This is a genomic window from Mycobacterium sp. 1081908.1, from assembly GCF_001673535.1.
GTDB lineage: Bacteria > Actinomycetota > Actinomycetes > Mycobacteriales > Mycobacteriaceae > Mycobacterium.
Genome location: NZ_LZLY01000089.1, coordinates 19,240 through 42,321 on the forward strand (window position 1 = coordinate 19,240; position 23,082 = coordinate 42,321).

Annotated in this window: 20 protein-coding genes and 1 pseudogene; 6 read left to right on the forward strand and 15 right to left on the reverse strand. The window is 68.3% G+C overall.

Translation table 11 applies throughout. The annotated features are described in order from the left end of the window. Position 1 precedes the first annotated feature (1 nt). A complete protein-coding gene (locus tag A5655_RS12755; protein WP_067010514.1) occupies positions 2–1,258 on the forward strand; it encodes a Xaa-Pro peptidase family protein in 1,257 nt (418 codons plus the stop codon). Next, positions 1,248–2,351: a Xaa-Pro peptidase family protein gene (locus A5655_RS12760; RefSeq protein WP_067010518.1), complete on the forward strand. Its 1,104-nt coding sequence runs from the start codon at positions 1,248–1,250 to the stop codon at positions 2,349–2,351. The genes A5655_RS12755 and A5655_RS12760 overlap by 11 nt, the downstream gene beginning before the upstream one ends. Positions 2,352–2,353: 2 nt before the next feature. Here A5655_RS12760 and A5655_RS12765 read toward each other — a convergent pair whose 3' ends face one another. The 8 genes from A5655_RS12765 to A5655_RS12800 form a co-directional block, all read right to left on the reverse strand. Next, positions 2,354–3,718 carry an HNH endonuclease signature motif containing protein gene (locus A5655_RS12765; protein ID WP_067010521.1) on the reverse strand — a complete coding sequence of 455 codons (1,365 nt, stop codon included), beginning with the start codon at positions 3,716–3,718 and terminating at the stop codon, positions 2,354–2,356. Between the two features lie 120 nt (positions 3,719–3,838). Further along, on the reverse strand, positions 3,839–5,164 hold the full coding sequence (locus A5655_RS12770; protein WP_067010672.1) for a hypothetical protein: 1,326 nt from the start codon (positions 5,162–5,164) through the stop codon (positions 3,839–3,841). Further along, complete coding sequence (locus A5655_RS12775) at positions 5,164–5,928, reverse strand: SDR family NAD(P)-dependent oxidoreductase (RefSeq protein WP_067010523.1); 765 nt, start codon at positions 5,926–5,928, stop codon at positions 5,164–5,166. The genes A5655_RS12770 and A5655_RS12775 overlap by 1 nt, the downstream gene beginning before the upstream one ends. Continuing rightward, positions 5,925–8,264, reverse strand: coding sequence for a CoA transferase (locus A5655_RS12780; protein WP_067010526.1), 2,340 nt, complete (start codon positions 8,262–8,264; stop codon positions 5,925–5,927). The genes A5655_RS12775 and A5655_RS12780 overlap by 4 nt, the downstream gene beginning before the upstream one ends. Before the next feature lie 19 nt (positions 8,265–8,283). Then, entirely contained in the window at positions 8,284–9,252 is a 969-nt protein-coding gene (locus A5655_RS12785) for an enoyl-CoA hydratase/isomerase family protein (RefSeq protein ID WP_067010670.1), read from the reverse strand. A 19-nt stretch (positions 9,253–9,271) separates the two neighbouring features. After that, positions 9,272–10,108, reverse strand: a complete 837-nt coding sequence (locus A5655_RS12790) for a mycofactocin-coupled SDR family oxidoreductase (protein WP_067010529.1) — start codon at positions 10,106–10,108, stop codon at positions 9,272–9,274. Further along, the gene (locus tag A5655_RS12795; protein WP_067010532.1) at positions 10,108–11,310 is read right to left on the reverse strand and encodes a cytochrome P450; all 1,203 of its coding nucleotides are present in this window, start codon (positions 11,308–11,310) and stop codon (positions 10,108–10,110) included. The genes A5655_RS12790 and A5655_RS12795 overlap by 1 nt, the downstream gene beginning before the upstream one ends. Before the next feature lie 149 nt (positions 11,311–11,459). Next, positions 11,460–12,122, reverse strand: coding sequence for a TetR/AcrR family transcriptional regulator (locus A5655_RS12800; protein ID WP_067010534.1), 663 nt, complete (start codon positions 12,120–12,122; stop codon positions 11,460–11,462). A 98-nt stretch (positions 12,123–12,220) separates the two neighbouring features. Between A5655_RS12800 and A5655_RS12805 the strand changes: the two genes are divergently transcribed. Together A5655_RS12805 and A5655_RS12810 are read left to right on the forward strand one after the other, a co-directional pair. After that, the gene (locus A5655_RS12805) at positions 12,221–12,808 is read left to right on the forward strand and encodes a preprotein translocase subunit SecD (protein ID WP_067010537.1); all 588 of its coding nucleotides are present in this window, start codon (positions 12,221–12,223) and stop codon (positions 12,806–12,808) included. A gap of 1 nt (position 12,809) precedes the next feature. Next, positions 12,810–13,637 (forward strand): annotated as a pseudogene (locus A5655_RS12810) (sugar phosphate isomerase/epimerase family protein). Positions 13,638–13,640: 3 nt separating this feature from the next. Here the strand turns inward: A5655_RS12810 and A5655_RS12815 are convergent. After that, the gene (locus A5655_RS12815) at positions 13,641–14,639 is read right to left on the reverse strand and encodes a Gfo/Idh/MocA family protein (RefSeq protein WP_067010540.1); all 999 of its coding nucleotides are present in this window, start codon (positions 14,637–14,639) and stop codon (positions 13,641–13,643) included. 57 nt (positions 14,640–14,696) lie between these two features. Further along, positions 14,697–16,298, reverse strand: coding sequence for an arylsulfatase (locus A5655_RS12820; RefSeq protein ID WP_067010543.1), 1,602 nt, complete (start codon positions 16,296–16,298; stop codon positions 14,697–14,699). Positions 16,299–16,397: 99 nt separating this feature from the next. Here A5655_RS12820 and A5655_RS12825 point away from each other — a divergent pair, with 99 nt between their 5' ends. Continuing rightward, complete coding sequence (locus A5655_RS12825; RefSeq protein WP_067010546.1) at positions 16,398–17,417, forward strand: nitronate monooxygenase family protein; 1,020 nt, start codon at positions 16,398–16,400, stop codon at positions 17,415–17,417. 20 nt (positions 17,418–17,437) lie between these two features. On the opposite strand, the gene A5655_RS12830 is transcribed toward A5655_RS12825, so the two are convergent. Beyond that, positions 17,438–17,662, reverse strand: a complete 225-nt coding sequence (locus A5655_RS12830) for a hypothetical protein (RefSeq protein ID WP_067010548.1) — start codon at positions 17,660–17,662, stop codon at positions 17,438–17,440. A gap of 142 nt (positions 17,663–17,804) precedes the next feature. Further along, a complete protein-coding gene (locus A5655_RS12835; RefSeq protein ID WP_067010551.1) occupies positions 17,805–18,800 on the reverse strand; it encodes an alpha/beta fold hydrolase in 996 nt (331 codons plus the stop codon). Here A5655_RS12835 and A5655_RS28695 point away from each other — a divergent pair. Beyond that, on the forward strand, positions 18,793–19,320 hold the full coding sequence (locus tag A5655_RS28695) for a hypothetical protein (RefSeq protein ID WP_231999147.1): 528 nt from the start codon (positions 18,793–18,795) through the stop codon (positions 19,318–19,320). The genes A5655_RS12835 and A5655_RS28695 overlap by 8 nt on opposite strands. On the opposite strand, the gene A5655_RS12845 is transcribed toward A5655_RS28695, so the two are convergent. From A5655_RS12845 to A5655_RS12855, 3 genes are all read right to left on the reverse strand, one after another. Then, positions 19,317–20,585, reverse strand: a complete 1,269-nt coding sequence (locus tag A5655_RS12845) for an amidohydrolase family protein (RefSeq protein ID WP_067010557.1) — start codon at positions 20,583–20,585, stop codon at positions 19,317–19,319. The two genes, A5655_RS28695 and A5655_RS12845, sit on opposite strands and share 4 nt — an antisense overlap. 86 nt (positions 20,586–20,671) lie before the next feature. Continuing rightward, positions 20,672–21,445 carry a class II aldolase/adducin family protein gene (locus A5655_RS12850; protein WP_067010559.1) on the reverse strand — a complete coding sequence of 258 codons (774 nt, stop codon included), beginning with the start codon at positions 21,443–21,445 and terminating at the stop codon, positions 20,672–20,674. Continuing rightward, positions 21,432–23,054 carry a class I adenylate-forming enzyme family protein gene (locus A5655_RS12855; protein ID WP_067010562.1) on the reverse strand — a complete coding sequence of 541 codons (1,623 nt, stop codon included), beginning with the start codon at positions 23,052–23,054 and terminating at the stop codon, positions 21,432–21,434. Before A5655_RS12855 ends, A5655_RS12850 begins: the two co-directional genes overlap by 14 nt. Between the last annotated feature and the right edge of the window lie 28 nt (positions 23,055–23,082).

A 23,082-nucleotide genomic window follows, 5' to 3' on the forward strand; every position in this document is an offset into this window, starting at 1 on the left:
GATGACGAACTCACTCACCGCCCGCGGCTCGGTCATCGACATTCCCGACCAGCCGGACTTCGCACGGATGCGCGCCGAAACCGGCGCGCGGCTTCGCGCCGCCATGGCCGACCGCGGCGTCGACGCGCTCATCCTGCTGATGAACGGTTACGTCGGATACGCGACGGGCGCCAGCTGGCCCCTGATCGACGCGGGCCTCTCGCACGTCGAGCGTCCGGTGGCCGTCGTGCTGGCCGACGACGAACATCCGCACCTGTTCATGCCGTTTCGCGCCGGGGCCTCCCTGGAACCACGGGAGCCGCCGGTGCCCGACGACCATCTGCATGGTCCCGTGTATCTGGAATTCGACCGGGGCGTCGAGGATTTCGCCCGGACGTTGGCGGGCCTGATCCCGCGGGGGGCGACCGTCGCCGTCGACGAGCTCACCGGCGCGATGCGGCGGGCGGAGGCCGCGCTGTTCCCCGCCGGGCCGCCGTCGGACGCGGCGATCGTGCTCGGCGCCGCGCAATTGGTCAAGACGCGGGACGAGCTTTCCTGCCTGCGGCGGGCCTGCCGCATCACTGAGGAAGCGGTCGTCGACGTGCAGGCCGCGTTGGCGCCGGGCGTGCGGCAGATCGATCTCTCGGCCAGGCTGGTCCGGCGCGCGTTCGAGCTGGGCGCCACCACCAACATGCTCGAGGCCATCTGGCAGGTGATGCCCGCCTCGCGGGAAGCCGGCGTCTGGACGACCCACGGCGACCTCGCGTTGCCGCTGCTCCCCTCGGCTCGCGAGCTGGCCGCGGGTGACGTGCTGTGGACCGACATCAGCATCAGCTACGCCGGATACTGCTCGGACTTCGGGCGGACGTGGGTGGTCGGCGAGCTCCCGTCGCCTAGGCAGCAGGATCAATTCCGGCAGTGGCGAGCCATCCTGGACGCGGTGCTCCAGGTGACCAAGGCCGGTGTCACGTCGGGCGATCTCGCGCGCGCGGCGATCGCCGCCAATGGTGGTCGCAAGCCGTGGCTGCCGCACTTCTATCTGGGCCACGGCATCGGCACCTATCCCGCCGAGGCACCCATGATCGGCACGGATCTCGGGGAGGAGTTCGACGACAACTTCGTCTTTCCGCCCGGCATGGTGCTGGTTCTCGAGCCGGTGGTGTGGGAGGACGGCACCGGCGGCTATCGCAGTGAGGAGATCGTGGTGATCACCGAAGACGGCTACACGCCGATCACCGACTACCCCTACTCCCCTTATGGCTCCCCTTATGGCCACTGAGATTTCGCCCGATCCCCTGCGGCTGCGGACGGGGCGTCGGGAACGGGCGCTGGCCCAGATGGCCGCGCACGACCTCGACATTCTGGTGCTGGGGCGGCAATCCAACATTCGTTACGTGACCGGCGCCCCCCAGCTGTGGATCGCCGGGACGCGTCCGTTCGGCCCGATGTGCGTCGTGGTCCGCGCCAGCGGCGACATCTACCTCAACAGCACCGACGACGAGGGGGTCCCGGACGAGATCGGTCACGATCACCTGTACGGGCTGGCCTGGAACCCGATGACCCTGATCGACGTGCTGAAAAAAATTGACGGTGCCGAGACGGCGCGCCGGGTCGGAACCGACGCCATCACACCGACTTTCGCTGCGTTGCTGCCCGAGGCGTTCCCCAACGCCGAGCTCGTCGACGCCGAGCCGGCCATGCGGACGGCGCGCCGCATCAAGACGCCCGACGAGATCGCGGCGATGGGCCCGGCGCTTCGGGTGGCCGAGCGCGGAATCGCGGCCGCCGTCGCCGAATTGCGGCCGGGCGTGTCCGAACGGGCGCTGGCCGGCGCCGCGCTGGAGGCCATGGCCGCCGGTGGGGTGAGCACGCCGGCCACTCAGGATGTCGCATGGGTGACGTCGCGGGAACACCCGTGGCAACGCGGCCACAGCGAGGTTCGATCGGGTGACCTCGTAGCGTTCGCCGCCGGCGCCCTCGCGGACGGCTACGTCGGCGAGATCGGCCGGACTCGGCCGGCGGGCGACGCGGCCGACGGCTCGACGCGGGAGCTGTTCGGACGCTCGGATGCGTTGTTCGACAGCATGATCGCGGCCTGTCGCCCCGGCGCGCCCGCCGCCGGGCTGCTTGCCGCCTACGAGACGGTCGGCGAGCCGATACCGCCGATGCCCGTCGCGCACGGCCTGGGATTGGGTTTCGATCCGCCCGTCGTCTCCGAAACACTTTTGGCCGCAGGAGAAGACGACCGCCTCGAGGCCGGGATGGTGCTGGCGATCACCGGCTACGTCTGGCAGGAGGGCGTCGGAGCGGTTCTTCGCCGCGACACCGTCCATATCACCGACGACGGCGCCGAGGTGCTGACCGCGCCCTGACGTCAAATGGGTTTGTCGTCGTCGGTATCTCGGAGGAATCGTTCGGGGTGGTGGAAGCTGTTGGTGCGGGGCTGGCCCCGGTCGAGGTGGGGTGGCGGGATCCATTCGGTTTCGCCTCGGGTGTTGGTGCGGGTGGTCCAGCCCTTTTCGGCCAGCCGGTTGTCGGGGCCGCAGGCCAGGGTGAGGTCGTCGATGTCGGTGCGCCGGGTGGCTTTCCAGCCGGTGACGTGGTGGACCTGGCTGTGGTAGGCCGGGGCGTCGCAGCCGGGTTTGGTGCAGCCGCGATCCCTGGCGTAGAGCACGATTCGTTGGGCGGGTGAGGCCAGCCGCTTGGTGTGATACAGCGCCAGCGGCTTGGCGTGGTCGAAGATCGCGAGGTAGTGATGGGCGTGGCCGGCCCAGCGGATGACATCCGACATCGGCACCAAGGTGCCGCCGCCGGTCAGTGCCTTGCCGGTGGCCGCCTCGAGGTCCTGCAGGGTCGTGGTGACCACGATCGATACCGGTAGTCCGTTGTGGGTGCCCAGGTTTCCGGAGGCGAACAGGGCGCGCAGCCCGGCCAGGAGTGCGTCGTGGTTGCGCTGGGCGGCGGATCGGGTGTCGCGGCGCACCGCGTCCTCATCGGGTGCCGTATCGACCGCGGGGGTCTCGTCCTCGGGGTTGCACGCACCCGGGGCGGCCAGCTTGGCCAGCATGGCCTCGACGGCGGCCCGCAATTCCGGGGTGAGCAGCCCGGTGATGCGCGACATGCCGTCGAATTCCTGGGTGCCGAGGGTGATCCCGCGCCGGCGGGCGCGTTGTTGGTCGCTGAACTGGCCGTCGGGGTGCAGCCAGTCCATGATCCGCTGGGCGTATTTGGCCACCTCGTCGGGGCGGTAGTGGCGGGCCTTGTCGGCCAGGTCGGCCTCGGCGGCCTCCCGGGTGGCAAGGTCGATGTCGGTGGGCAGGTGGGTGAAAAAGCTGCGGATCACCCGCACGTGCCCATCGCCGACTACCCCCTCCCGTTGCGCCAGTGCGGTTGCGGCCAATTGCGGCGCCAATGCCTCCCCGGTGAGCGCGCGGCGCTCGCCGAGGTCCTCGGCGTCGTCGATGCGCCGGCCGGCTTCGGCTTTGGTGATGCGCAGCCGGTCGGCCAGCGCGCTGCGCAGGGTGCCGCCCAGTTCTTCGGCGCTGGCCTGGGCGCCGACCTGATTGATCAGCGTGTGCTGGGGGGCGCGCAGCTGGCGCGCCGCGCATTCCAAATCCTCCAAGGCGGCCAATCGCTCCGGGGTGGTCAACACGTCAAAAGACACATCGCGCAAGAGTTTCAGGTTCGCGCGGAGCGCGTCGAAAACCTCGACGATCTCCTCACGACTGCTCGCACCCATACCCCAAAGCGTAGGAACACCCACCGACAAGAATCCGCGATTTGTGACAGCTGAAGCCAAAGTGACACAAGAGATTACAGAATCCGGCCAACCCCTACCGACGTGATATCGCCGGCGCTATCACAATCCCAACTCGCCCATGGTCGGTCCCGCTGGACACGTTCCAGAGACGATCTCCCTTTCGGCGAGCGCTTCGTCGAGCAGGTCGCCCACGCAATGCCGTTCCCACAGGTTGAGCAGGTTCGCCAGCATCTGCAGCGGCGCACGCACGCTCTCGTCATCCGCAATCCGCGGATCCATGCGGCTCCGCGGCGGATCGGCACCAAACCGCGCGCGTATCAACGCCGGGACGTCGAGCAGCCACGCGACCCCCATCGCCGCCGCGTACAGCAGCGTGTGCCGGCGCAGTCGGTCCGGGTCGAGCCGCGGCCCGCCAAAGCGCTCAACCTCCGAGACGAACAACTCCAGCAACTCGTCGAAATGCTCGTTCCACATGTCGGTTTCGGCGCCCGACATGGCACCCCAGATGGCCATGCCCATGTTCATCTGGCCGACGCATCCCCAGTCCAGCAGACCGCAGCGCAGGACGTCGTCGCCATCGCGCCAAAACCAGGCATTGTCGATGTTGGCGTTCCAGTGGCACAGCGCGACGTAGTCGGAGTCGCCGGCCAGCTGGCTCGTGATCGTGCGCTCGTGACGCGCGACCCGCGGCACCTCTTCGCGCAGGCGCGCCAAGAACTCCGGCGAGCCGAGGTTGTCGGGCAACAACCCAGGGTCAGATTCCACAAATTCAGCCAGCCGGGTCACGTGCCGGTCCAACTTGTCGGCGCCCATCGCGGCACGGTCCCCCACGGTTGCGGCCCGCACATCGAGCGGAAACCGCGCGGCCAGCCGCTCCGGCAGGCGACCGGACCCGTAGGCGCCGGCGAGGCGCGCCAGCGCGGTCAGCAGCGCGCGGTAGTGCCCGACCGCGTCGGGCATGTCGTAGTCCAGGCATTTGTGGTATTGGCGTTCGATTCCATCGCGGCCGAAGGGGATTCGTTCGGTGATCAGGATGCCCGTCCCGGTCTCGCGGTCGTAGTCGGCGAACTGCACCGCGGGCACGGCGATGGGAAATCCGGGATCCCTGGACAGCGACGCGAACCGGACCTCTGGCTCCATTTGAGTCTTGCCGAGATCGCGTCCGGGGTTGTCGAGATCGCGGGAGAACTTGACGAACAATTCGGTGTGCAGACCCGGCTGCGCCCTGGCGTATTCGACCGACAGCACGACTTTGCGTCCGGTGCTGCCCCCGGCCACCTCACGAAACTCGGTTACCCCCGTGACCGCATTACCGGCGGCGAGCGCACCAAAGGCCCGAAACGCGTCAGTCAGAAACCCCGCCGCGCTGCTGCGTAAAGCGTTGGGGCCGGCCGGGATCGCGAGGCCGAACCGCTCGCCATAGATCACCAAGTCTGATCCGCCGCGCGCACCAACATGTGGTTGACGGCGACCCGGCGATCGCGCGTCACCATGTAGAGCACCGCGTCGGCGATGTCTTCGGGCCGCAACTTGACCATGCCCGCCGTCTGGCGCGCGACCGCCTCCCGCGAGGGGCCGGGAAGGTGGCTGAAGATCTCGGTATCGACGGTCCCGGGAGCCACCACACCGACTCGCACCCGGTGCCCGAGCACCTCTTGGCGGATCCCCTCGCTGAACGCGTTGACCCCGAATTTGGTCAGCGAGTACACCGCGGTGTTGGGCCGGGCCACCCAGCCGCCGGTCGAACTGATGGTGACCAGATCGGCGACACCGCGCGGTGAGCTGCCGGCCGCCTCGATCAGGTGCGGGAGCGCGGCGCGGGTGACGTAAAGGACGCCCCGCACGTTGACCGAGACCATGTCGTCCCAATCCTGCAGGCGGGCCTCGGCGGCGGGCCCGGAACGCATCAGTCCGGCGTTGTTCACCACGGTGTCGAGCCGTCCCAGCTCGGCGGTTGTGCGCTGCACGGCCGCGGACACCTCGTCGGCGTCGGTCACATCGGCGGTGACGACCAGCGCTGTGCCGCCCGCGGATTCGATCTCAGCCTTCAGCTCGGCGAGCCGGTCCGCGCGACGTGCGAGGACGGCCACCGCGGCGCCTTCTGCCGCAAGCGCTTTCGCCGTTGCGGCCCCGATACCGCTGCTGGCTCCCGTCACCAGGGCCGCCGTCTCCGCCAGGATGGCCGTCACCGTGCCCCTCCCGCCGGTGATCCCGCACCCAGGATCTCGCGCAGGACGTAGTCGGTGTCCTCGCCCAAGTCCGGTGCGCCGCGTTCGATTCGCGCCGGGGAACGCGCCAGCCGCCACGACGGCCCCACGATCGGGCGCTGGCCTTCGCGGTGATCCGTGACGAAGCGAAACAGCTCGCGGTCCCACAAACGTTGGTCGCCGATCGTGTCGATCACGGTGGCGCTCTTGCACGCCGGCACCCCCACGGCACGCAGGCGCTGCGCCAAATCCTCGGCGTCGTGGTCAAGGGTGAGCGCCGCGAGCTCGTCGTCCAGCGCGTCGGTATGGCGGCGCCGGGCCCCCGCCGTGGCGTAGCGCGCATCGCCGGCCAGTGCCTCGGCGCCCAACACCCCACACAGCCGGCGCCATTCACCGTCGTCGGCCACGGCCACGGCGATCCACGAATCGTCCCGGCACGGGTAGCAGCCGTGTGGGCACAGGTCGGGATGCCGGTTGCCGTTGGGGCCCAGGCGCTTTCCGGTGAAGCTCTGTTCGACCAGGCAGTCGCCGACCATCGAGGACAGCGTCTCCACCGCCGACAGGTCGACGAACTGGCCCTCGCCGGTGAGATCCCGATGCAGCAACGCCACCACGGCGGCGTAGGCGGCGGCGGCCCCGACGGTGGAATCCCCGTAGCGCATGCTCGTCCCGAGGGGCGGTCCGCCCGGGTAGCCGACCAGCGACGCCAGCCCGGCCAGCGCGGCGAAGCATGGGGCATAACCGGTTTGATGCCCCAGCGGCCCTTCGTTGCCCCACATCTTGATCGACACCGAGATGATGTCGGACTTGATCGCCGCGAGCTGCTCGTAGCCCAGGCCCTGCCGCTCCATCGCGCCCGGCCGCAGGTTGTTGACGACGATGTCGCTGCGCGCGATCAACTCGCGCAGCCGCGCCATGCCCTCGTCCGACTTGATATCGAGTTCCACGCTGAGGATCTCGTGGTTGATGCTGAGAAAGTACGGGGCGTGGTTGATGTCCGTGCCGCCGTAGGCCCGCATCTCCTCGGGGGCGCCGGCGGTTTCGACCTTGATCACTTCGGCGCCCAACTGCGCCAGGAGCTTGCCGGCGTACGGACCGGCCCACACCTTGGCCAGCTCGACGACGCGGACGCCCTGCAGCGGCCCGCCGCGCGGATGCTTGGGCGCCTTGAGTTGCGGCGCACTGACCGCCGGCGGTGTGCGCGGCGCGTCGAGGCCGCCCATGATCGAATCGGTGTGCTGGCCGAGCGTCGGTGCGGCGGAGGTGATTCGGGCCGGCGACGTGCGGAGTGCGTACGGGACGGTGGGATACGCCGCATCGCCCAACACCGGGTGGCTTACCTCCTGGAAGAACCCGCGGTGACGGTATTGCGCCGACCGGTGCAGGTCCCCGGCCTCGTTGACCGGGACCAACGGCACCCCCAAGCGTTGCGCCCGCTCGGCCGCCGACTCTTTGGCCATGTCCCGGACCCAGGCGGCGAAACCCCGCCGAAACGCGTCGACCTTTTCCGCCGTGACGGAGAACTCCAGCCAGTCGTCCTCGAAGGCGTCGAGCCAGGCGGGATGGCCCATCAGTTCCTTTAGGCCGCTCCAATGGGCGCGGCTGGTCATGTACAGGTAGACGAAGCCGTCGGCGCAAGCGAAGAACGACGCCGGGCCCGCCTGGTCGTAATCGTCACGGCGGCCTTCTGACGGAATCTCCCCGGCGAGGAAGCGGCCCAGGATGCAGTCGGCGCGGGATACCAGCACCGCGTGCCCCGAAACGTCGATGGACTCGCCCCGGCCGGTGTGCAGCCGCCCGAACAGCGCCGACGCGACACACAGCGCGGCGTCCAGACCCGCCTCGTAGTCCGCCAGGAAACGGCCCGGTCCCTGCAGCGGCGGCCCGCCCGGATCGGCGTGGCTCGGTGTGTGATACCCCCAGCCGCTGGCGTGGAACACGTTGAGGCTCTTGGCGTTCCCGAACTCGGCGGGCGCGCCGCCGCCGAAAGGCGTTATCGAACAGAACACCACCGAGGGATGCTGTTCGGACCGGCCCGAGTCCCGATCCTCGATGACCGCGTCCGCCGAGGCGATCAGCGCCTGCAGGCGCTCGGCGTCCACGACGACGGAACGCTTGTTGGTATTGAGGTAGGCGAACAGCGCGCTGCCCTCGGGCCCGTCGGCGAGGACGGGCGCCATCGCGCGAGTGCGGCTGCCGCGTTCGGGCGCCTCGACCTTGATCACCTCGGCGCCGAAGTCGGTCAGCAGCTTTCCGCAGTACTCCCCCGCGACCGTCTCGGCCAACTCGACGATCCGGAAGCCCGTCAAGGCGGACATGGGCGCCCCCTCGAAGCGGTCAGGGCTTCTTCCGCCCCGAGCGGCTCAGGCGCCATTCCGGCGGGAAGTTCAGGTCGTTGTCCTTAACCACGTTGTTGAGGCCCTTTTCGAATGTGCCCTCGGTGAGGTCGACCTCTTGCGCGTCGTTTTGGATCAGCGGCAACATCCCCTCGACCATGCCGGTGAGGAGGCTGCCGAAGTATTCGCCCTTGTGCTGCTTGTACAGCTCCAGGAAGGTCTTCTGCACCGCGACGGTGTCAGTGGGGCGCGAGCGCGAGCACGCCATCGCGTATTTCAGCGTCTCTTCCTCCAGCTTCTCCCGCGGCACCACGCTGTTGACAAAGCCGCACTCGTACATCTCCTTCGCGCTGAACGGCCGCCCGGTGAACAGCATTTCGGAGAACTTCCGCAGGCCCATCGTCTCCGCCCACCACCAGAGGCGCGGGCCCCAGCCCACGTAGCGGAACGCGGGGTGCCCGAACAGGGCGTCGTCCGACGACACCACCAGATCGGCGTCGCCGGCCTGATAGAAGTGCCACCCGTAGCAGTAGCCCTTGGCCTCGATGATGCTGATCTTCCGAAGCTCCTGCAACGGGCGGTTTCCTGCGCGGGCCTTGGCGTAGAAGTCCGTGACCGTGGACAGGTAACGGTACGACCCACCCGGCGGGTACTTGACGTCCTCGTCGTTGATCGCGAGCTCATGCAGCAGCGGCAGGCCGGGGTTCTCCAGCATCGGGCGTTGCTCGGGCAGGTCCCCGCCGCTGCCGAAATCCTCGCCCTCGCCGCGGATCACCACGACCTTGACGTCGTCGTCGACGTTGCACTTGTGGATCAGGTCGGCGTAATTCTGCCGCATGCCCAACGTGGTGGCGTTCTGCGCGTCGGGACGGTCGAAGGTGATGTAGGCGATCCGGTTCGTCTTGTCCTTCTCGAACCTGATGTACTGCTCGGCTTCCTTCTTCAACTTCTCGTAGTCGTACTCGGGCATGCGTTTCTTCTCCACTTCTCTACTTGAGCAAGGCTCCCGCGTCGACGGGCAGCGAAACGCCGGTGACATAGCGGGATTCGTCAGAGGCGAGGAACAGCACGGCGTTGCTGATGTCGGCGGCTTCCACCCACGGCACCGGCAGCGTGTGGGTCATCTGCGAGAACGGCGCGAAGTCGTCGGGTCCGGGATTCTCCAGGTCCGGCCGAAACAGCCGAAACGTCACCTCGTTCATGGTCATCGGCGTGTTCACCTGGCTGGGGTGCACCGAATTCACCCGGATCATGTGCTGGCCCAGCTCGACCGCGAACGCGCGCATCAGGCCGATCACGCCGTGCTTCGCGGCGATGTAGTGGCCGGTGTAGGCCATCGCCTTGTGCGATCCGACCGAGCCGGTCAGCACGATCGAGCCACCGCGTGCGCCGGCGATGATATGCGGTACACCGGCTTTCACGGTGTGCCAGACACCGGAAAGGTTCACGTCGATCATGTCCTGCCAGACGTTCTCGCGAATCTTGTGCAGCTTGTTGCCGAACGTGCCGATGCCCGCGTTCGCGACGATTATGTCGAGACGGCCGAGTTGTTCGACGCCGCCGTCCACCGCCGCCTTGAGCGCGTCGTAGTCACGCACGTCGACCTGCGCGGTCACGATGCGACGGTTGTGCCCCTTCACCAGGTCGGCGGTTTCGGCGAGGTCCTCGGGAGTCGAATGCGGGTAGGCCAGGTTCTCGATCGGTCCGCAGACGTCGACCGCGATGATGTCGGCGCCCTCCTGCGCCAGGCGCACCGCGTGACTGCGGCCCTGCCCCCGGGCCGCGCCGCTGATAAAGGCGACCTTGCCCTCGACCCGGCCCGCCATCAGGGCACCACGGTCGGCAGGGTTTCCCAGCCCCGCACCGACGACGTCGGGCTGAGCGTGGCGTTGGCCAGATCGGGCTCCCACACGGGGAAGCGCTTCAGGATTTCCTCCAGGGCGACCCGGCCTTCCAGCCGCGCCAGCGCCGAACCCAGGCAGAAGTGGGTGCCCACGCTGAACGTGAGGTGCGGCCGCGGTTCGCGATGGATGTCGAATCGGCCTGCGTCGGGCCCGAACTGGCGCTCGTCGCGGCACGCCGACCCGAGGAGCATCATCATCACGCTGCCTTCGGGCACGGTCTGGTCGTACAGGCTGACGTCACGGGTCACGTAGCGCGCCATGTGCGGGGCCGGCGGTTCATAGCGCAGCAGCTCCTCGATCGCCTGCGGGATGAGCCCGGGGTTGTCCACGAGCTCGCGGCGCTGATCGGGGTGCTCGGCCAAAACCTTGCCCGCCCAACCGATCAGCCGTGTCGTGGTTTCGTTCCCCGCGCCGGCGACGACGTTGAGGTACACGAGGATCTCCTCGCGAGTGAGGCGCCGGTTCACGCCCTTTTCGTCGACGAACTCGACGTTGAGCAGCTCGGTCATGATGTCGTCCGACGGATGCTCGGCGCGCCAGTCGATGTAGGCCTCGAACTGCTCGCCGACCGAGAGGCCATGCTCGGCGGCACTCATCGGCTTGCCGGGCTCGGTGCGCAGTTGGGCATTCCCACGATCGCGGATGTACTCCTGGTCGTCTTCGGGAATGCCGAGCAGCGTGCTGATGACCTTCATCGGCATGATCGCGCCGAGATCCGTGACGAAGTCGAATCGCCCCGACCCCACCAGCGGATCCAGCGATTGAGCGCAGAACTCCCGGATCATCGGCTCGAGCGCGTTGATCTTGCGGGGGGTGAACATTCGCGACAACAGTTTGCGGTGCACGTCGTGGATGGGCGGGTCCTCGAAGATCAGCATGCCCGAGGGGATTTCGAGGTTGGCCTTGATCAACTCGAGGATGACGCCGCGGGCCGAGCTGTAGGTGCCGTGGTCGACCAGGGCCTTGTTGACATCGGCGAACCGGCTCAGCGCGTAGAAGTCGTATTCGGTGTTGTAGTAGAGCGGCGCCTCGTCTCGCAGGCGGGCGAACATCGGATACGGGTCGGCGATCAGGTCGACGTCGTATGGGTCGAAATGAACATCGCTATCCGTGCTCGCCGTCACGAAATCCCTCCTAGCGCCTGCATTTTCGCCTGACCATCCGGATATCCGCCGCGGCGGAATTTATACACGCCGCTTAAATACGGCCGCGTTCACTCTATTCTCGTAGAGAACCATATGGCGGGTGCTCTGGCAAGACCCTGACACCGGACTCATCGGGGTGGAGCGGTTTCGGTGAGCCGGCCCTTGTTCGGGTTCTTCAGGATGCCGGTTGCCATCGCCGTCAGGATCCCGTCGAGCTGTTCGGGACTGTCGACGACTCGGTCGCCATGGGCGAAGCGCAGCAGCAGGCCGTTGATGAAGGTGAGCGTGATGTTGCTCAGGTCCTCGACCACGGCCGACTCCAGCTCGGCGCCGCGCGGCATGAGTTGCACCAGAATTTCGCGGTGCAGCTTGGTGAATGCGTCCGTGGCCTGCTGCAGAATCGCCGCCACCGCCGGGTCGCGACTGGCCTGCATGGTCAGCTCGTAGCGGGCCCTGGTCCGCGACAACTGCGGCTCGTTGCCCGCCTGAATCACGACCTGGGACAACCGCGACGGCGACGCACTGTTTGGCGGACCGTCGGCGCCGTCGGCCTCGTCCGCCACGGACTGCAAGGTCGCCAAATCCAGCTCCGCCACCCGCTCGGCCACGGCGCGAAGCAGCGCCGAGCGGGTCCGGAAATAGAACGAGGTGGTGCCGTCCGGGACCCCGGCCTGGCGGTCGACCTTGAGATGGCTCAGCCCCTTGGCCCCGTCGTGCGCCAAGAGATGGATCGCCGCGTCGCAAAGGTCGCGGCGGCGTTCGGTGGGGTTGGGCTTTCGTCGTTTGTCCATCGCAAGGTATCCGGAGCGAGAGACTACTCTATATTCGTAGTGTCCGTAAAGAGCGTGTCGCGCCGAGACAACGGGTTGGCGGATGAAAGTCTGGTGCAATGATTCACCGCGGATCCCGGGGCTCCCGCGGCCTCACGAGTGCCCTGCTGCTCGCTGCGGTGGCCTGCGGCTGCCAGTCGACGCCACACCACAACGCCCCCACCCGTACGACCACCACCGCGGCACCGACGACCACTCAGCCTGCGGCGCCCGCGGTCGTCATCCAGCCGCTGCCGGTGCGGCCGGTGCAAAAGTCGCAGCCTGCGGCGCCCAGCAAGTGCCCCGCCACGAATCCGAGCGGCCCGGTCGCGCCGACCGCCTCGCTGGTTACCTGTGACCTCGCCCGGACCACGCTGTATACGTTGGGTCCCGAGACGATGCGACTGGCGCTGATTCACGTGGATCCACCGGCGTCACTGACGTCCGGTTTCTACGAGGTGAGCCTGACAATGGACCCGCAGTCCGCGGCGGCCTGGGCGACATTCACCGCCACCCACCTGCAGGACCACGTTGCCTTCATCCGCGACGATCTGGTTCTTGAGGCGCCGATCATCGTAGAGCAGGTGACCTCCGGCAAGATCGCGTTGACCACCCAGACGGCCCAGGCCGCCGACCAGCTGGCCCAATTGGCCGGCCGCCCCGCCTAGCATGGACCGCCTCGGCATCGGTTTCCTCGGCGGCTTCGGCCTTCCGCCAGTGGAATTCGTCGACCTGACCGCGGACCTCGGCTGCAGGTACATGTCGGCCGTGGTGCGGGGGCTGCCGCTGGTGTCGCTCGGCTATCCGCCGTTCTCGCTGAAGGACGCGGCGCTGCGGCGAGACGTGCGGGCCGCGATGAATCACCGTGGCGTCGCGATCTCGCTGGGCGACGGGTTCCTGATCCTGCCTGGAGCCGAGATGAGCTAATTCACAAGCGATCTCGACGCGCTGGCCGAGCTCGCCGTTCCCCGGATCAACGTGGTGAGCCTCGACCCCGACCTCGGCCGCACGTTCGACCAGTTCGCGGTCCTGGCGGAACTGGCCGCCCAGCGAGGAATACAGACGGTGGTCGAACCGGTACCGGGCCTGACGGTGGGCGACCTGCCCACCGCGCTGGCCGCCCGGGAACACGTCGCGCGGCCCGACTTTCGGTTGTTGATCGACACGATGCACCTGGTGCGATCCGGTTCGACCGCCGCCGATGTCGCGGCCATCGACCCCGAACACATCGGCTACGCCCAAGTCAACGACACCACGATGCAACCGCGCGGCGACAACTACATGGAGGAAGCCGTCTACGAGCGCATGGTTCCCGGCGAGGGCGAATTGCCGCTACACGACATCCTTTCCGCGCTTCCCGCCGACATCGTGATCGAAATCGAAGTCCCCAGAAGGTCGTTGGCGCTGGCCGGCGTCGGCCCGATCGATCGCCTCCGCCCGTGCGTCGAGGCGGCGCGCCGCTTGTTGTGCGACGTGGCCGCCCGGTCAACGGGTTAGCGCTCAGCTCGGCTCGCGTAGCGGAAGGCCCGCGGCTCGGTAGATCGCGTCGATGACGGTCATGTTCTCGATCGCGTCTTCCGGGGTTGTCCTGACCGGTTCGCCGCGCAGGACCGACGCCGCGAAGGCGTCGAGCTGATAGGCGTAGGACGGGCGGCGCGAAAAACGCTCGACGCGCCGACCGTCGGCCGAGCGGATCGTGAGCCGGTGAAAAAGGCTGGGCAACACCGGGTTCAGCACTCGAACCTCGCCGTGCTCGCCGACCACGCGCGCGCTGATCTGCAGCAGCTGCGACGACCACATCGAGCAGCGGATCCGGCCGGTGTGCCCGCCGGCGAACTTGACCTCGGCCGTCATGGCCCGGTCCACCCGAGGATCGCGCAATTTCGCCCGCGCGGAAACGACTTCCGGCGTCGAACCACCGAAGGTGCGGACCATGTGCACCGAGTAGCACCCGGCGTCCATCAGCGCCCCGCCGGCAAGTGAATAGTTGTAGCGGATATCGGCGAACCTCGGCAGGGGGAAGCACATGGCGGCCTCCACCCTTATCAGCTTGCCCAGCTCGCCTGAGGCGATGATTTCCTCGACGCGCCGGGTCAGCGGGTGGTAGCGATAGTGGAACGCCTCCATCACCACCCGGTCCGAATTCTCGGCGATCTCGGCGATCTCGCGTGCCTCGGCGGCGTTGGCGGTGAAGGGCTTTTCGCACAGGACGTGCTTGCCGGCGGCCACCGCGGCCCGCGTCCATTTCCCGTGCAGGCCGTTCGGCAGCGGGTTGTACACCGCGTCGATCGCCGGGTCGGCGATCAGCGCGTCGTAGCTGTCGTGCACCCGCGGGATGCCGTGCTTGGCGGCGAAGGCCCGCGCACGCTCCGAATCGCGGGCCGCCACGGCTGCCACCTCGACCTGGCTGTGTTGCTTCGCGGGGTTGACGACGGCCAAAGGCGCGATCCGGGCCGCACCCAGGATGCCGATTCGGATGGGATTGCCGTCTGCTGACACGGAGCCGACGCTAGCACCCGGCCGCCGCCCGCCACGGCTATCGCCGAAATCGGGCGCCTAGAGGTCGGCGTCGAACACCGAGACGGGGTCGAGGATCACGCCGGTCTCCTCGACGTAGCGGTCCCAGAGCGCCAGCAGCTCGGCCAGCTTGTCGGGCCGCGACGCGGCCAGGTCCTCGATCTCGCCCGGGTCGTCGGCGAGGTCGTAGAGCTGCCAGGCGCCGGGCCCGTACGGCGCGGGCAGATAGACGGCCTTCCAATCGCCCTGCCGAATCGCCCTGCGCCCGAACAACTCCCAGCCCGTACCGGTGTCCGCGCCGTGCACCTCCTCGGCGTCGCCCGACAGGTAGGCCACCAGCGAGCGGCCCCGCATGGGTGCGACCTCGCGGCCGCGGTAGGAGGTGCCCGGATGCGCGACGCCGGCGAGCTCGAGCACCGTCGGGGCGATGTCCATGACCGTCGTGAAGGCCGTGCCGATTTCGGCCTGCCGCGCGAAGCCGGGCCAGGCGACGAACCCCACCACCCGGATCCCGCCTTCGGTGGTGAACGCCTTGTGCAGGCGCGACGGCGCCGTGGCCGCCTGCGCCCAGCGCGGGCCGTACCAGATGAACGAGGTGGGGCCACCCAGGTTGTCGAGGCTGTTGTCGCAGTACTTTTCGATCTGCGCGACGATTTGAGCGCCACGCAACGGCATCGCCTCGACCATCGCGCCCTCCGCGCCGTTGTCGGACAGGAAGATCACGACGGTGTTGTCCAGTTCGCCGGTGTCGGCCAGGTAGTCGACGACCCGGCCGATGTTCTGATCCATCCGGTCCACCATCGCGGCGTAGACCTCCATGCTGCGGGCCGAGCGTGCGCGCTCGTCGTCTGTCATGTCGGCCCATTCGGGGGCGCCGTCGGCCACGACCGGGTGCGCCGCGACGTCGGGCGGGCACAGGCCGAGCTTCTTCAGCGCCGCCAGGCGCGCCTCGCGCAACTCGTCGGGCCCGGCGTCGTAGCGGCCGTGGTAGGCCGCGATGGACTCGCCCGGGGCCTGCAGCGGCCAGTGCGGCGCCTGGAAAGGCAGGTAGGCGAAGAACGGGCGGTCGTCGTCCTCGGGGCGCTCGCGGAGGTAGCGCAACAGCGTGTCGGCGTAGAAGTCGGAGGAGTAGAAGTCGTCGCCGACGGTGACGAACCGGTCGTCCTCGGTGTAAAGGGTTGCCACCGGTGAGAACCCGCCGCCGGTGGCGGGGCCGTAGTGGCTGGCGCCGGCCGGCAGCAAGGCGAACGAGCGCTCGAATCCGCGGGCCCACGGCGACGTTTCGATGGTGTCGCCCAGGTGCCACTTGCCCGACATCAGCGTCAGATATCCGGCGTCGCGCAGCAGCTCGGGCAGGGCCACGACGCGGTCGTTCAGATGGCCTTCGTAGCCCGGGGCGCCGCGGAACTCCGGGGCCGCGACCTCCAGCATCGTGCCGATGCCGGCGATGTGGTGGTCGGTGCCGGTCAACAGCATCGCCCGGGTGGGCGAGCAGGCCGGGGCGGAATGGAAATCGGTGAACCGGACGCCGGCGTAGGCCAGCCGGTCCAGGTTCGGCGTGTTGATCTCGCCGCCGAACGCACCGATGTCGGAATATCCGAGGTCGTCCGCCACGATGACGAGAAAGTTGGGCCCCTTCACGGTGAAGCATCCTGTCAGGTCCGGCGCCGGGATGGAATGGCAATGCGTCGCCGATATTCTCAAGGCAGCGCGTGATCCGGACTCGGAAGGGGGACTGGGATGCTGGAACAGTTTGGGATGTCGATACCGCTGGTCGCCGCCCCGATGGCCGGCGGGCCCACGACGCCGGCGATGGTGTCGGCCGCGACCGAGGCCGGCGCCCTGGGCATGCTGGCGGCCGGGTACAAGACCGTCGACGCGGTCGAGGCCGAGATCAAGAAGATCCGGGCGGAGGGAATTCCCTTCGGGATCAACCTCTTTGCGCCCAATCCCCTGCCCGTCGACCCCGACAGTTACCGCGCCTACGCCGCGATCGTCCAAAAGGAGGCCGACCAGTTCGGTCTGACGCTTCCCACCGAGCCGATCGACGACACCGACCGGTTCGACGAGAAGATCGCGCTGTTGCTCGACGACCCGGTGCCGATGGTGTCGTTCACCTTCGGGATCCCGCCGCGCGACGTGATCACCGCCCTGCAAAAGGCCAATACCGTTGTGGTGCAGACGGTGACGACGCCCGAGGAGGCGGCGCAAGCGCGCGACGCCGGGGTGGACATGCTCGCGGTGCAGGCGGCGACGGCCGGCGGGCATTCGGGCACGCTCTCGCCGCGCAAGCCGTTGACGCCGGTCCCGATCGTCGACCTCGTCGCACGGATCGTCGCGACGGTGCCGCTGCCGGTGATGGCCGCCGGCGGGCTCGCCACTCCCGCCGCGGTGGCCGACGTGATCCGCGCCGGGGCCGCGGCGGCCGCGGTCGGAACGGTGCTGCTACGCGCCACCGAAAGCGGCGCCTCGGCCACCCACCAGGCGGCCCTCACCGATCCCGCCTTCACCGAAACCGTGATCACCCGGGCGTTTACCGGCCGCCCGGCCCGCGGCCTGCGCAACGCGTTCATCGACGCCCACGAGGCGCAGGCGCCGCTGGGCTACCCCGCCATTCACTACCTGACCAGCCCGATGCGAAAAGCCGCGGCCGCGGCGGGCAAGCCCGACTACGTCCACCTGTGGGCGGGCACCGGGTATCGGCACGCCACCGCCGAGCCCGCGGCCGACATCCTGCGGCGTTTGGCCTCCGAGCTCTGATTACCGTCCGGCCCGGGGAATCAGTTGCTCAGATACAAGTACCACAGGCCGTCGGGGTGCTGAACGCACTGGAAATGGGTGAAGGTGCCGGGATGGTTCACCTCGACGTGGGGGCCGTCCACCTCGCACGCGGCCTGGGTCGCGTAGTTCCCTTCGACCTGGATTTCATCGGCGTTGCTGATGCCTACGCCGGTGGTCATCAGCCCGCAGAACGCCAGAACGCCCGCGGCAACGGTCTTCCTCATCAGGCACCTCCCGTTCCCTTCCGCCCGTGCGGCGGAGATTCAGCCAATCGCTGATGGCCCGACGCTAGCGAGCCGCGCCCGCTCGCGCACAGCAAATCAAAAGAATTTGCACGCGCATAACATTCGGGCTCCTGCCGGGCACTCAACTGGCCGCACCACGGGCGGGGCGACGCCGCGCGGACATCACGCCTTCGATCGCCTCGCTGACGCACTCCGCGTCCTCTTCGAGGAGCATGTGCCCGGCGGTGGGCCGGTGCAGGTGCGTGGCGCCCGGGATGGCCGCCGCCAGGTCGCGTGCGTGGTCGGCCGGCGTGGTCCGGTCCGCCCCGCCGCTGATCACGACGGTGTTGGCGGCGATCGCGGAGAGCGCGTCGTACTGGTCGTACCGCTTCAGGCTGGGCAGGAAACCGGCCGCGGTCGTCAATGAGATCGTGCGGATCGCGGATTGCGTGACGGCCGCGGCGCCGTTGCGCTCGACGCCGGAATACCTGATGAGGCCTTCGCAGACGGGCCGCACCAGCCCATTGATGGCCTGATCCGTCGCCCGTCGGGGCATGTGGTGCACGAGATCGAACAGCGCTCCCGTGGCGCGGGTGGCCAGCAAGCGGCCCAGGCCCCGTTCGGCGAGCCGGCCCGCCGCCGTGGCGACCAGGACGAGGCCCTGCGGTTCCACGGGGCGATCGGCGGCCGGACCGCCCAGATAGGCCAGCGCCGTCATCCCGCCCATCGAGTGGCCCGCCAGCGTCAACGGCCCGCTCACGCGCAGCACCCTCAGGACGTCGGCCAGGTCGGCGGCGAGCCGGTCGATCCGGTAGGTGTGCATGTCGGCGCCCGTGGAACGGCCGTGGCCGCGGTGGTCATAGGTGATGATTCGCACGCTGTCGCCCCACCGGCGCACCAGGTGGCGGACCTGCAGGGCCCAGCTCGACTGCGTCAGGCACAGACCGTGCAGCAGGACGACGGTGTGGTTGCGGGCGCCGGCGGCGCCGTAGTCACGGACCGCGAGTCGCACGCCGTCGCTGGCGATCACCGTGCGCTCGACATACCCGTCGCGCGGCGCCGGCAGTCGCTGCGGAAGCGCGGCGGTCGTCGCGCCGTATGCGTTTGATCCCGTAGTGATTTCCGGCTGAGTGAACACGGCGCGCTCCTGGTCGGTGTCGATGTCGAGGGGTTCTCGACGCCTTGCTCACTCGAAGCTACGCAGCGATGACGGCGCTGACGCGCTTGTGCGCGATAGCCACGCAACGAGCGATCTTGAGCTTTTGCGCATTGTGTTCACGTCGTCGCCGTCCGAACCGGACGTGGCTCCGAAGGACTATCGAGCAGTTGTTGTGGCGATCGACGCGGTTGGTTCGAAAAGGGGGCTCGTCTTGGTGGGAATAACGACGTTCAAAACGGTTGCCGCTGGGGATGGTTCACCGCAATCCCCCTCCGCATACGCCTACTACCTGCTGCTCCACGCGATCGCGACGGCGTTGCTGCTCATCGCTTTGGTGACCGCGATATGGCAGTTCATGGACTGGGTCGCGGCGCCGTCGTGCCCGAGAAACGCCGCCCTTGCGTCGGTGTCGTCACCGGTGGCCGCGTCACACCGCGCCGCGGCGCCCGGCGACGCCGACTGCCCGTGCCCGCACGAGCGGCAGCGCGAGAACGTCTAGAACGCCTCGGGATCGCGCTGCACCTCCGCCGGCACCGGGTGGCGGTACAGCCGAGACGCGTTCTCCCAGGTGAACTTTCGGATCACGTCCGGCGGCAAGTCGCCGATCTGCTCGTGGACCGTCTCTTGGGTGTGCGGCCAGGTGGAATCGCAGTGCGGATAGTCGGCTTCCAACATGATGTTGTCCACGCCGATCCGATCGCGCTGCACGAACGACGACTTGTCCTCCACGGCGCAGAACCAGAAGTTTCGGGTGAAAACCTCCGCGGGGGTCAATCTTTCGCCAAGGGCCTGCCAGGTGCCATACATGGCGTGATAGCTGAGCATGTGATCGAGGCGATCCAGCAGGCCCGCGACCCAGCCGATTCCGCCCTCGGACAGGCAGATCTTCAGGTCGGGGAACCTGCTGGGCAGCCCGGAGTACAACCAGTCGACCGCCGCGGAAATGGCGTAGGCGAAGAACAGCACGCCCTGCACGTCGGGCGGCGCGTCGTCGGTGGTGGACGGGGACGAACCGGAGGACCCGATGTGGAGGTTCACGACGGTGTCCGTCTCGGCGCAGGCCGCCATCATCGGGTCCCAGTGGCCGGAGTGGATGCTCGGCAACCCGAGCATCGCAGGGTTCTCGCTGAAGGTGACGGCGTGAAACCCGCGTTCGGCGTTCTCGTAGATCATCTTCGCGCCCAGCTCGGGGTCCAGCAGCCACGGCAGCTGGCAGGGGATGATGCGTTCGGGATAGGAGCCCGCCCATACCTCCAGGTGCCAGTCGTTCCAGGCGCGCACCGAGGCCAGCGCCAGGTCGCGATCCGTGGTGACCTGCTGCAGCCGCTGGCCGGCGAACCCCGGCAGGAAGGAGGGAAAATTGAGCGAGGCGTATATCCCGTTCAGGTCCATGTCCTTGACCCGCGCGTGGATATCCCATGCGCCCCTGCGCATCTCGTCGAACCGGACCGGCTCGAATCCGTATTCCGCCACCGGCCGCCCGACGACGGCGTTGAATCCCACGTTGGGCAGTTCCCGGCCGTCGTAGACCCAGGTCTGTCCCCCGCTGTCGGTCTCCACGACCTTCGGGGCGCGGTCGGCGAACTTCCGGGGCAGGCGGCCGGCGAAGGTGTCCGGCGGTTCGACGATGTGGTCGTCCACGGAGATCACCGTGTAGCGGCGCGGGGCGCGGGGCGGGTCGGGCAGGAAGGTGACCGAGCGATCGTCGCCGGTCTTCGCGGTGGTGAATCGCAGGTCGCCGGCCAGCTCGTCGATCGATTTCACTCGTCAGCCTCCTTGCGACTGCGTCGACGATTGGCTGTGCGGTGACGGCTTTCGGTGTGAGTCCAGGGATGCACAGCCGGTGCCGATCATTTGAGGACGTCCGGATCGGCCTTGATGGTCATCCGCGCGGCCCCCGCCCAGTACACGTCGGCGGCGCGTTCGATCAGCGACCGTTGCATGCCGGCCATGTCCGACCAGTTCATCTGCACCGGGTCCCGGCCGGTGAGCATGACGTCATAGGCCAGCTTGCAGACCCGTTCGATTGATGCCGCGCGGTAGACGGCGTGCGGCAGGTTGCGACCCGTTGCGATGACGCCGTGGTTGGCCAGGATCGTGAGGTTGGCGCCCCCGATGCGCGCGGCGAGATCCGCGGCGCGGGCCGGGCTGTCGATCTCCCCGTCGTAGGTGTCGACCAGGCACAGGTCGTCGAGGTAGAGCGAACCGGTTTGGTGGACCAGCTCGGGAAGCCTGCCCAGCGCGGCCAGCACGCAGACGTAATACGGGTGGTTGTGAATGACGACTCGGGCGTCATCGCGCACGCGGTGCAGTTCGGTGTGGATGTGGATGGCCGGGGTGACATCCCACCGACCGCGGACCACCCGCGCCTCGCTGTCCACCACGCAGATGTCCGAGGCGGTGAGCTCCTGCCACCACAGCCCCCACGGATTGACGAACATGTCCGTCTGGCCGTCGAGCTGCCAGGTGATGTGTCCGGCCATGTTTTCCGCGAATCCGATGCCGGCGAGGTGGCGGAAGGCCACCGCGAGCGCCTGTTCGTTCGACAGGTCGACGCCGATCGGCGGCACCACCGATGGCGCCCACACCTCGACGCCGCCTCGACGTGCGTTAGGAGCGTTCATGATTCGCCTCCGTCCTGATTCGAATATCCTCGCGGAGCTGGCCTTTGGCAATCTTGCCGCCGGAGGATCGGGGAAGCTCGTCGAGCACGATGAGCCTTTCGGGCAGCAGCTCCTTGGAGACGCCCTGCGCCAACAGGTGCTCGACGAGCCCCGGCAGGTCGAGGGCCCGGGAGTCGACGAGTTCGGCGTAAAGGCAAACCTTTTCACCGAACACCGGATCGGGCATCGCGACGGCTGCCGCGACCGCGATCGCGGGGTGGGTGGTGGCGGCGTCCTCGACCTGGCTCGCGCTGATGTTCTTCCCGCCGCGCACAATGAAATCCGAGGTTCGGCCGGTGACGGTCAGATAGCCATCCGCGTCGATCTCGCAGATGTCGCCCATGCGCATCCAGCCATCGGGGGTGAAGAGCTTGTCGTGGTCGGTCCCGCCCAGGTACCCGAGGCTGGTCGCCGGGCCGCGGCACGCGGGCTGCCCGCGGCCGGTCGCGGTGACGTCGCGGTCGCCGTCGAAGAGTCGAACCGACATCTCCGGGACGATCCGGCCGCCCGTGCGCAGCCGGCGGTCGCGGGGGTCGTCGACCGTGGTCGCGCTCAGCAACCCGGTTTCGTTCGAGCCGTAAAACTGCAGGATCTTCGCGCCGGTCAGCTCCTCGAACTCCGCGGCGGGCCGGTACGGGAGCGCCTCGCCGCCCGCGAAAACGACGCGCAGCGAACTCAGGTCGTGTTCGCGACTGGCCGGGTCCGCCATCAGCATCGTCAGTTGCGTGCTGACACAACACAGCACGGTGACCCGGTGGCGGGCGATCGTCTCACACGCCGCCGACGCGGTGAACCGCGGCAGGATCACCGCGGTGGCGCCGAGATAGATCGGGGTTGTGTGGCTGGTCCATAGGCCGAACCCGAAGGGCGTCGGGATGACCGGCAAGAAGATGTCGTCGGGCGTCAGCAGACCGTTGGCCACGGCCTTCTGGTGAAAGTAGTGCCAACGGTTTTGCGTGTGCACCACGCATTTGGGCAGGCCGGTGGTCCCGGAGGTGGAGTTGATCAGGAAGACGTCGTCGGCACCCAGTTGCGATCCCGCCGGCACCTTTGCGGGCTCCGCGTCAACGTTCAGCCGCAGCGCACCGGGTTCACCGTCCAGGACCAGCGCGGAGACCGCGGATTCGTCGGCCACTCCGGCCGCGGCCGCGCTGCGCTGTGGGTCGCTGACCAGTAGCTTTGGCCGCGAGTTGCGCAGTATCGCGCCGACCTCGCGGGTCCCGGCCCGCGCGCCGATGCCGACGACGACGGCGCCGCACCGTTCGATCGCGACGAACAGCACGTGGATGGCGGCGGAATCGCCGTGCCACACCGCGACTCGATCACCGCGCACCACACCGACACCGGCCAGCCGCTCGGCCAATTCCGTTGCCGCATTGTCGAATTCGCGCCAATTCAGCGCCGTCCCGGGATGGTCAACGTAGGCGGGGCGGCGAAGTGACGACCGCGCGTTATGGCGTACCGCGTCCGACAGCGTCGAATCCGACCACCAACCGGCGGCGCGGAACAGGGCCGAGTCCTCGTCGGTGAATGCCGGCGAGCCCACGGTATCCAGCCCACCGGCGCTCATTGGCAAATGATAGGAAAGCCGCTCGTCG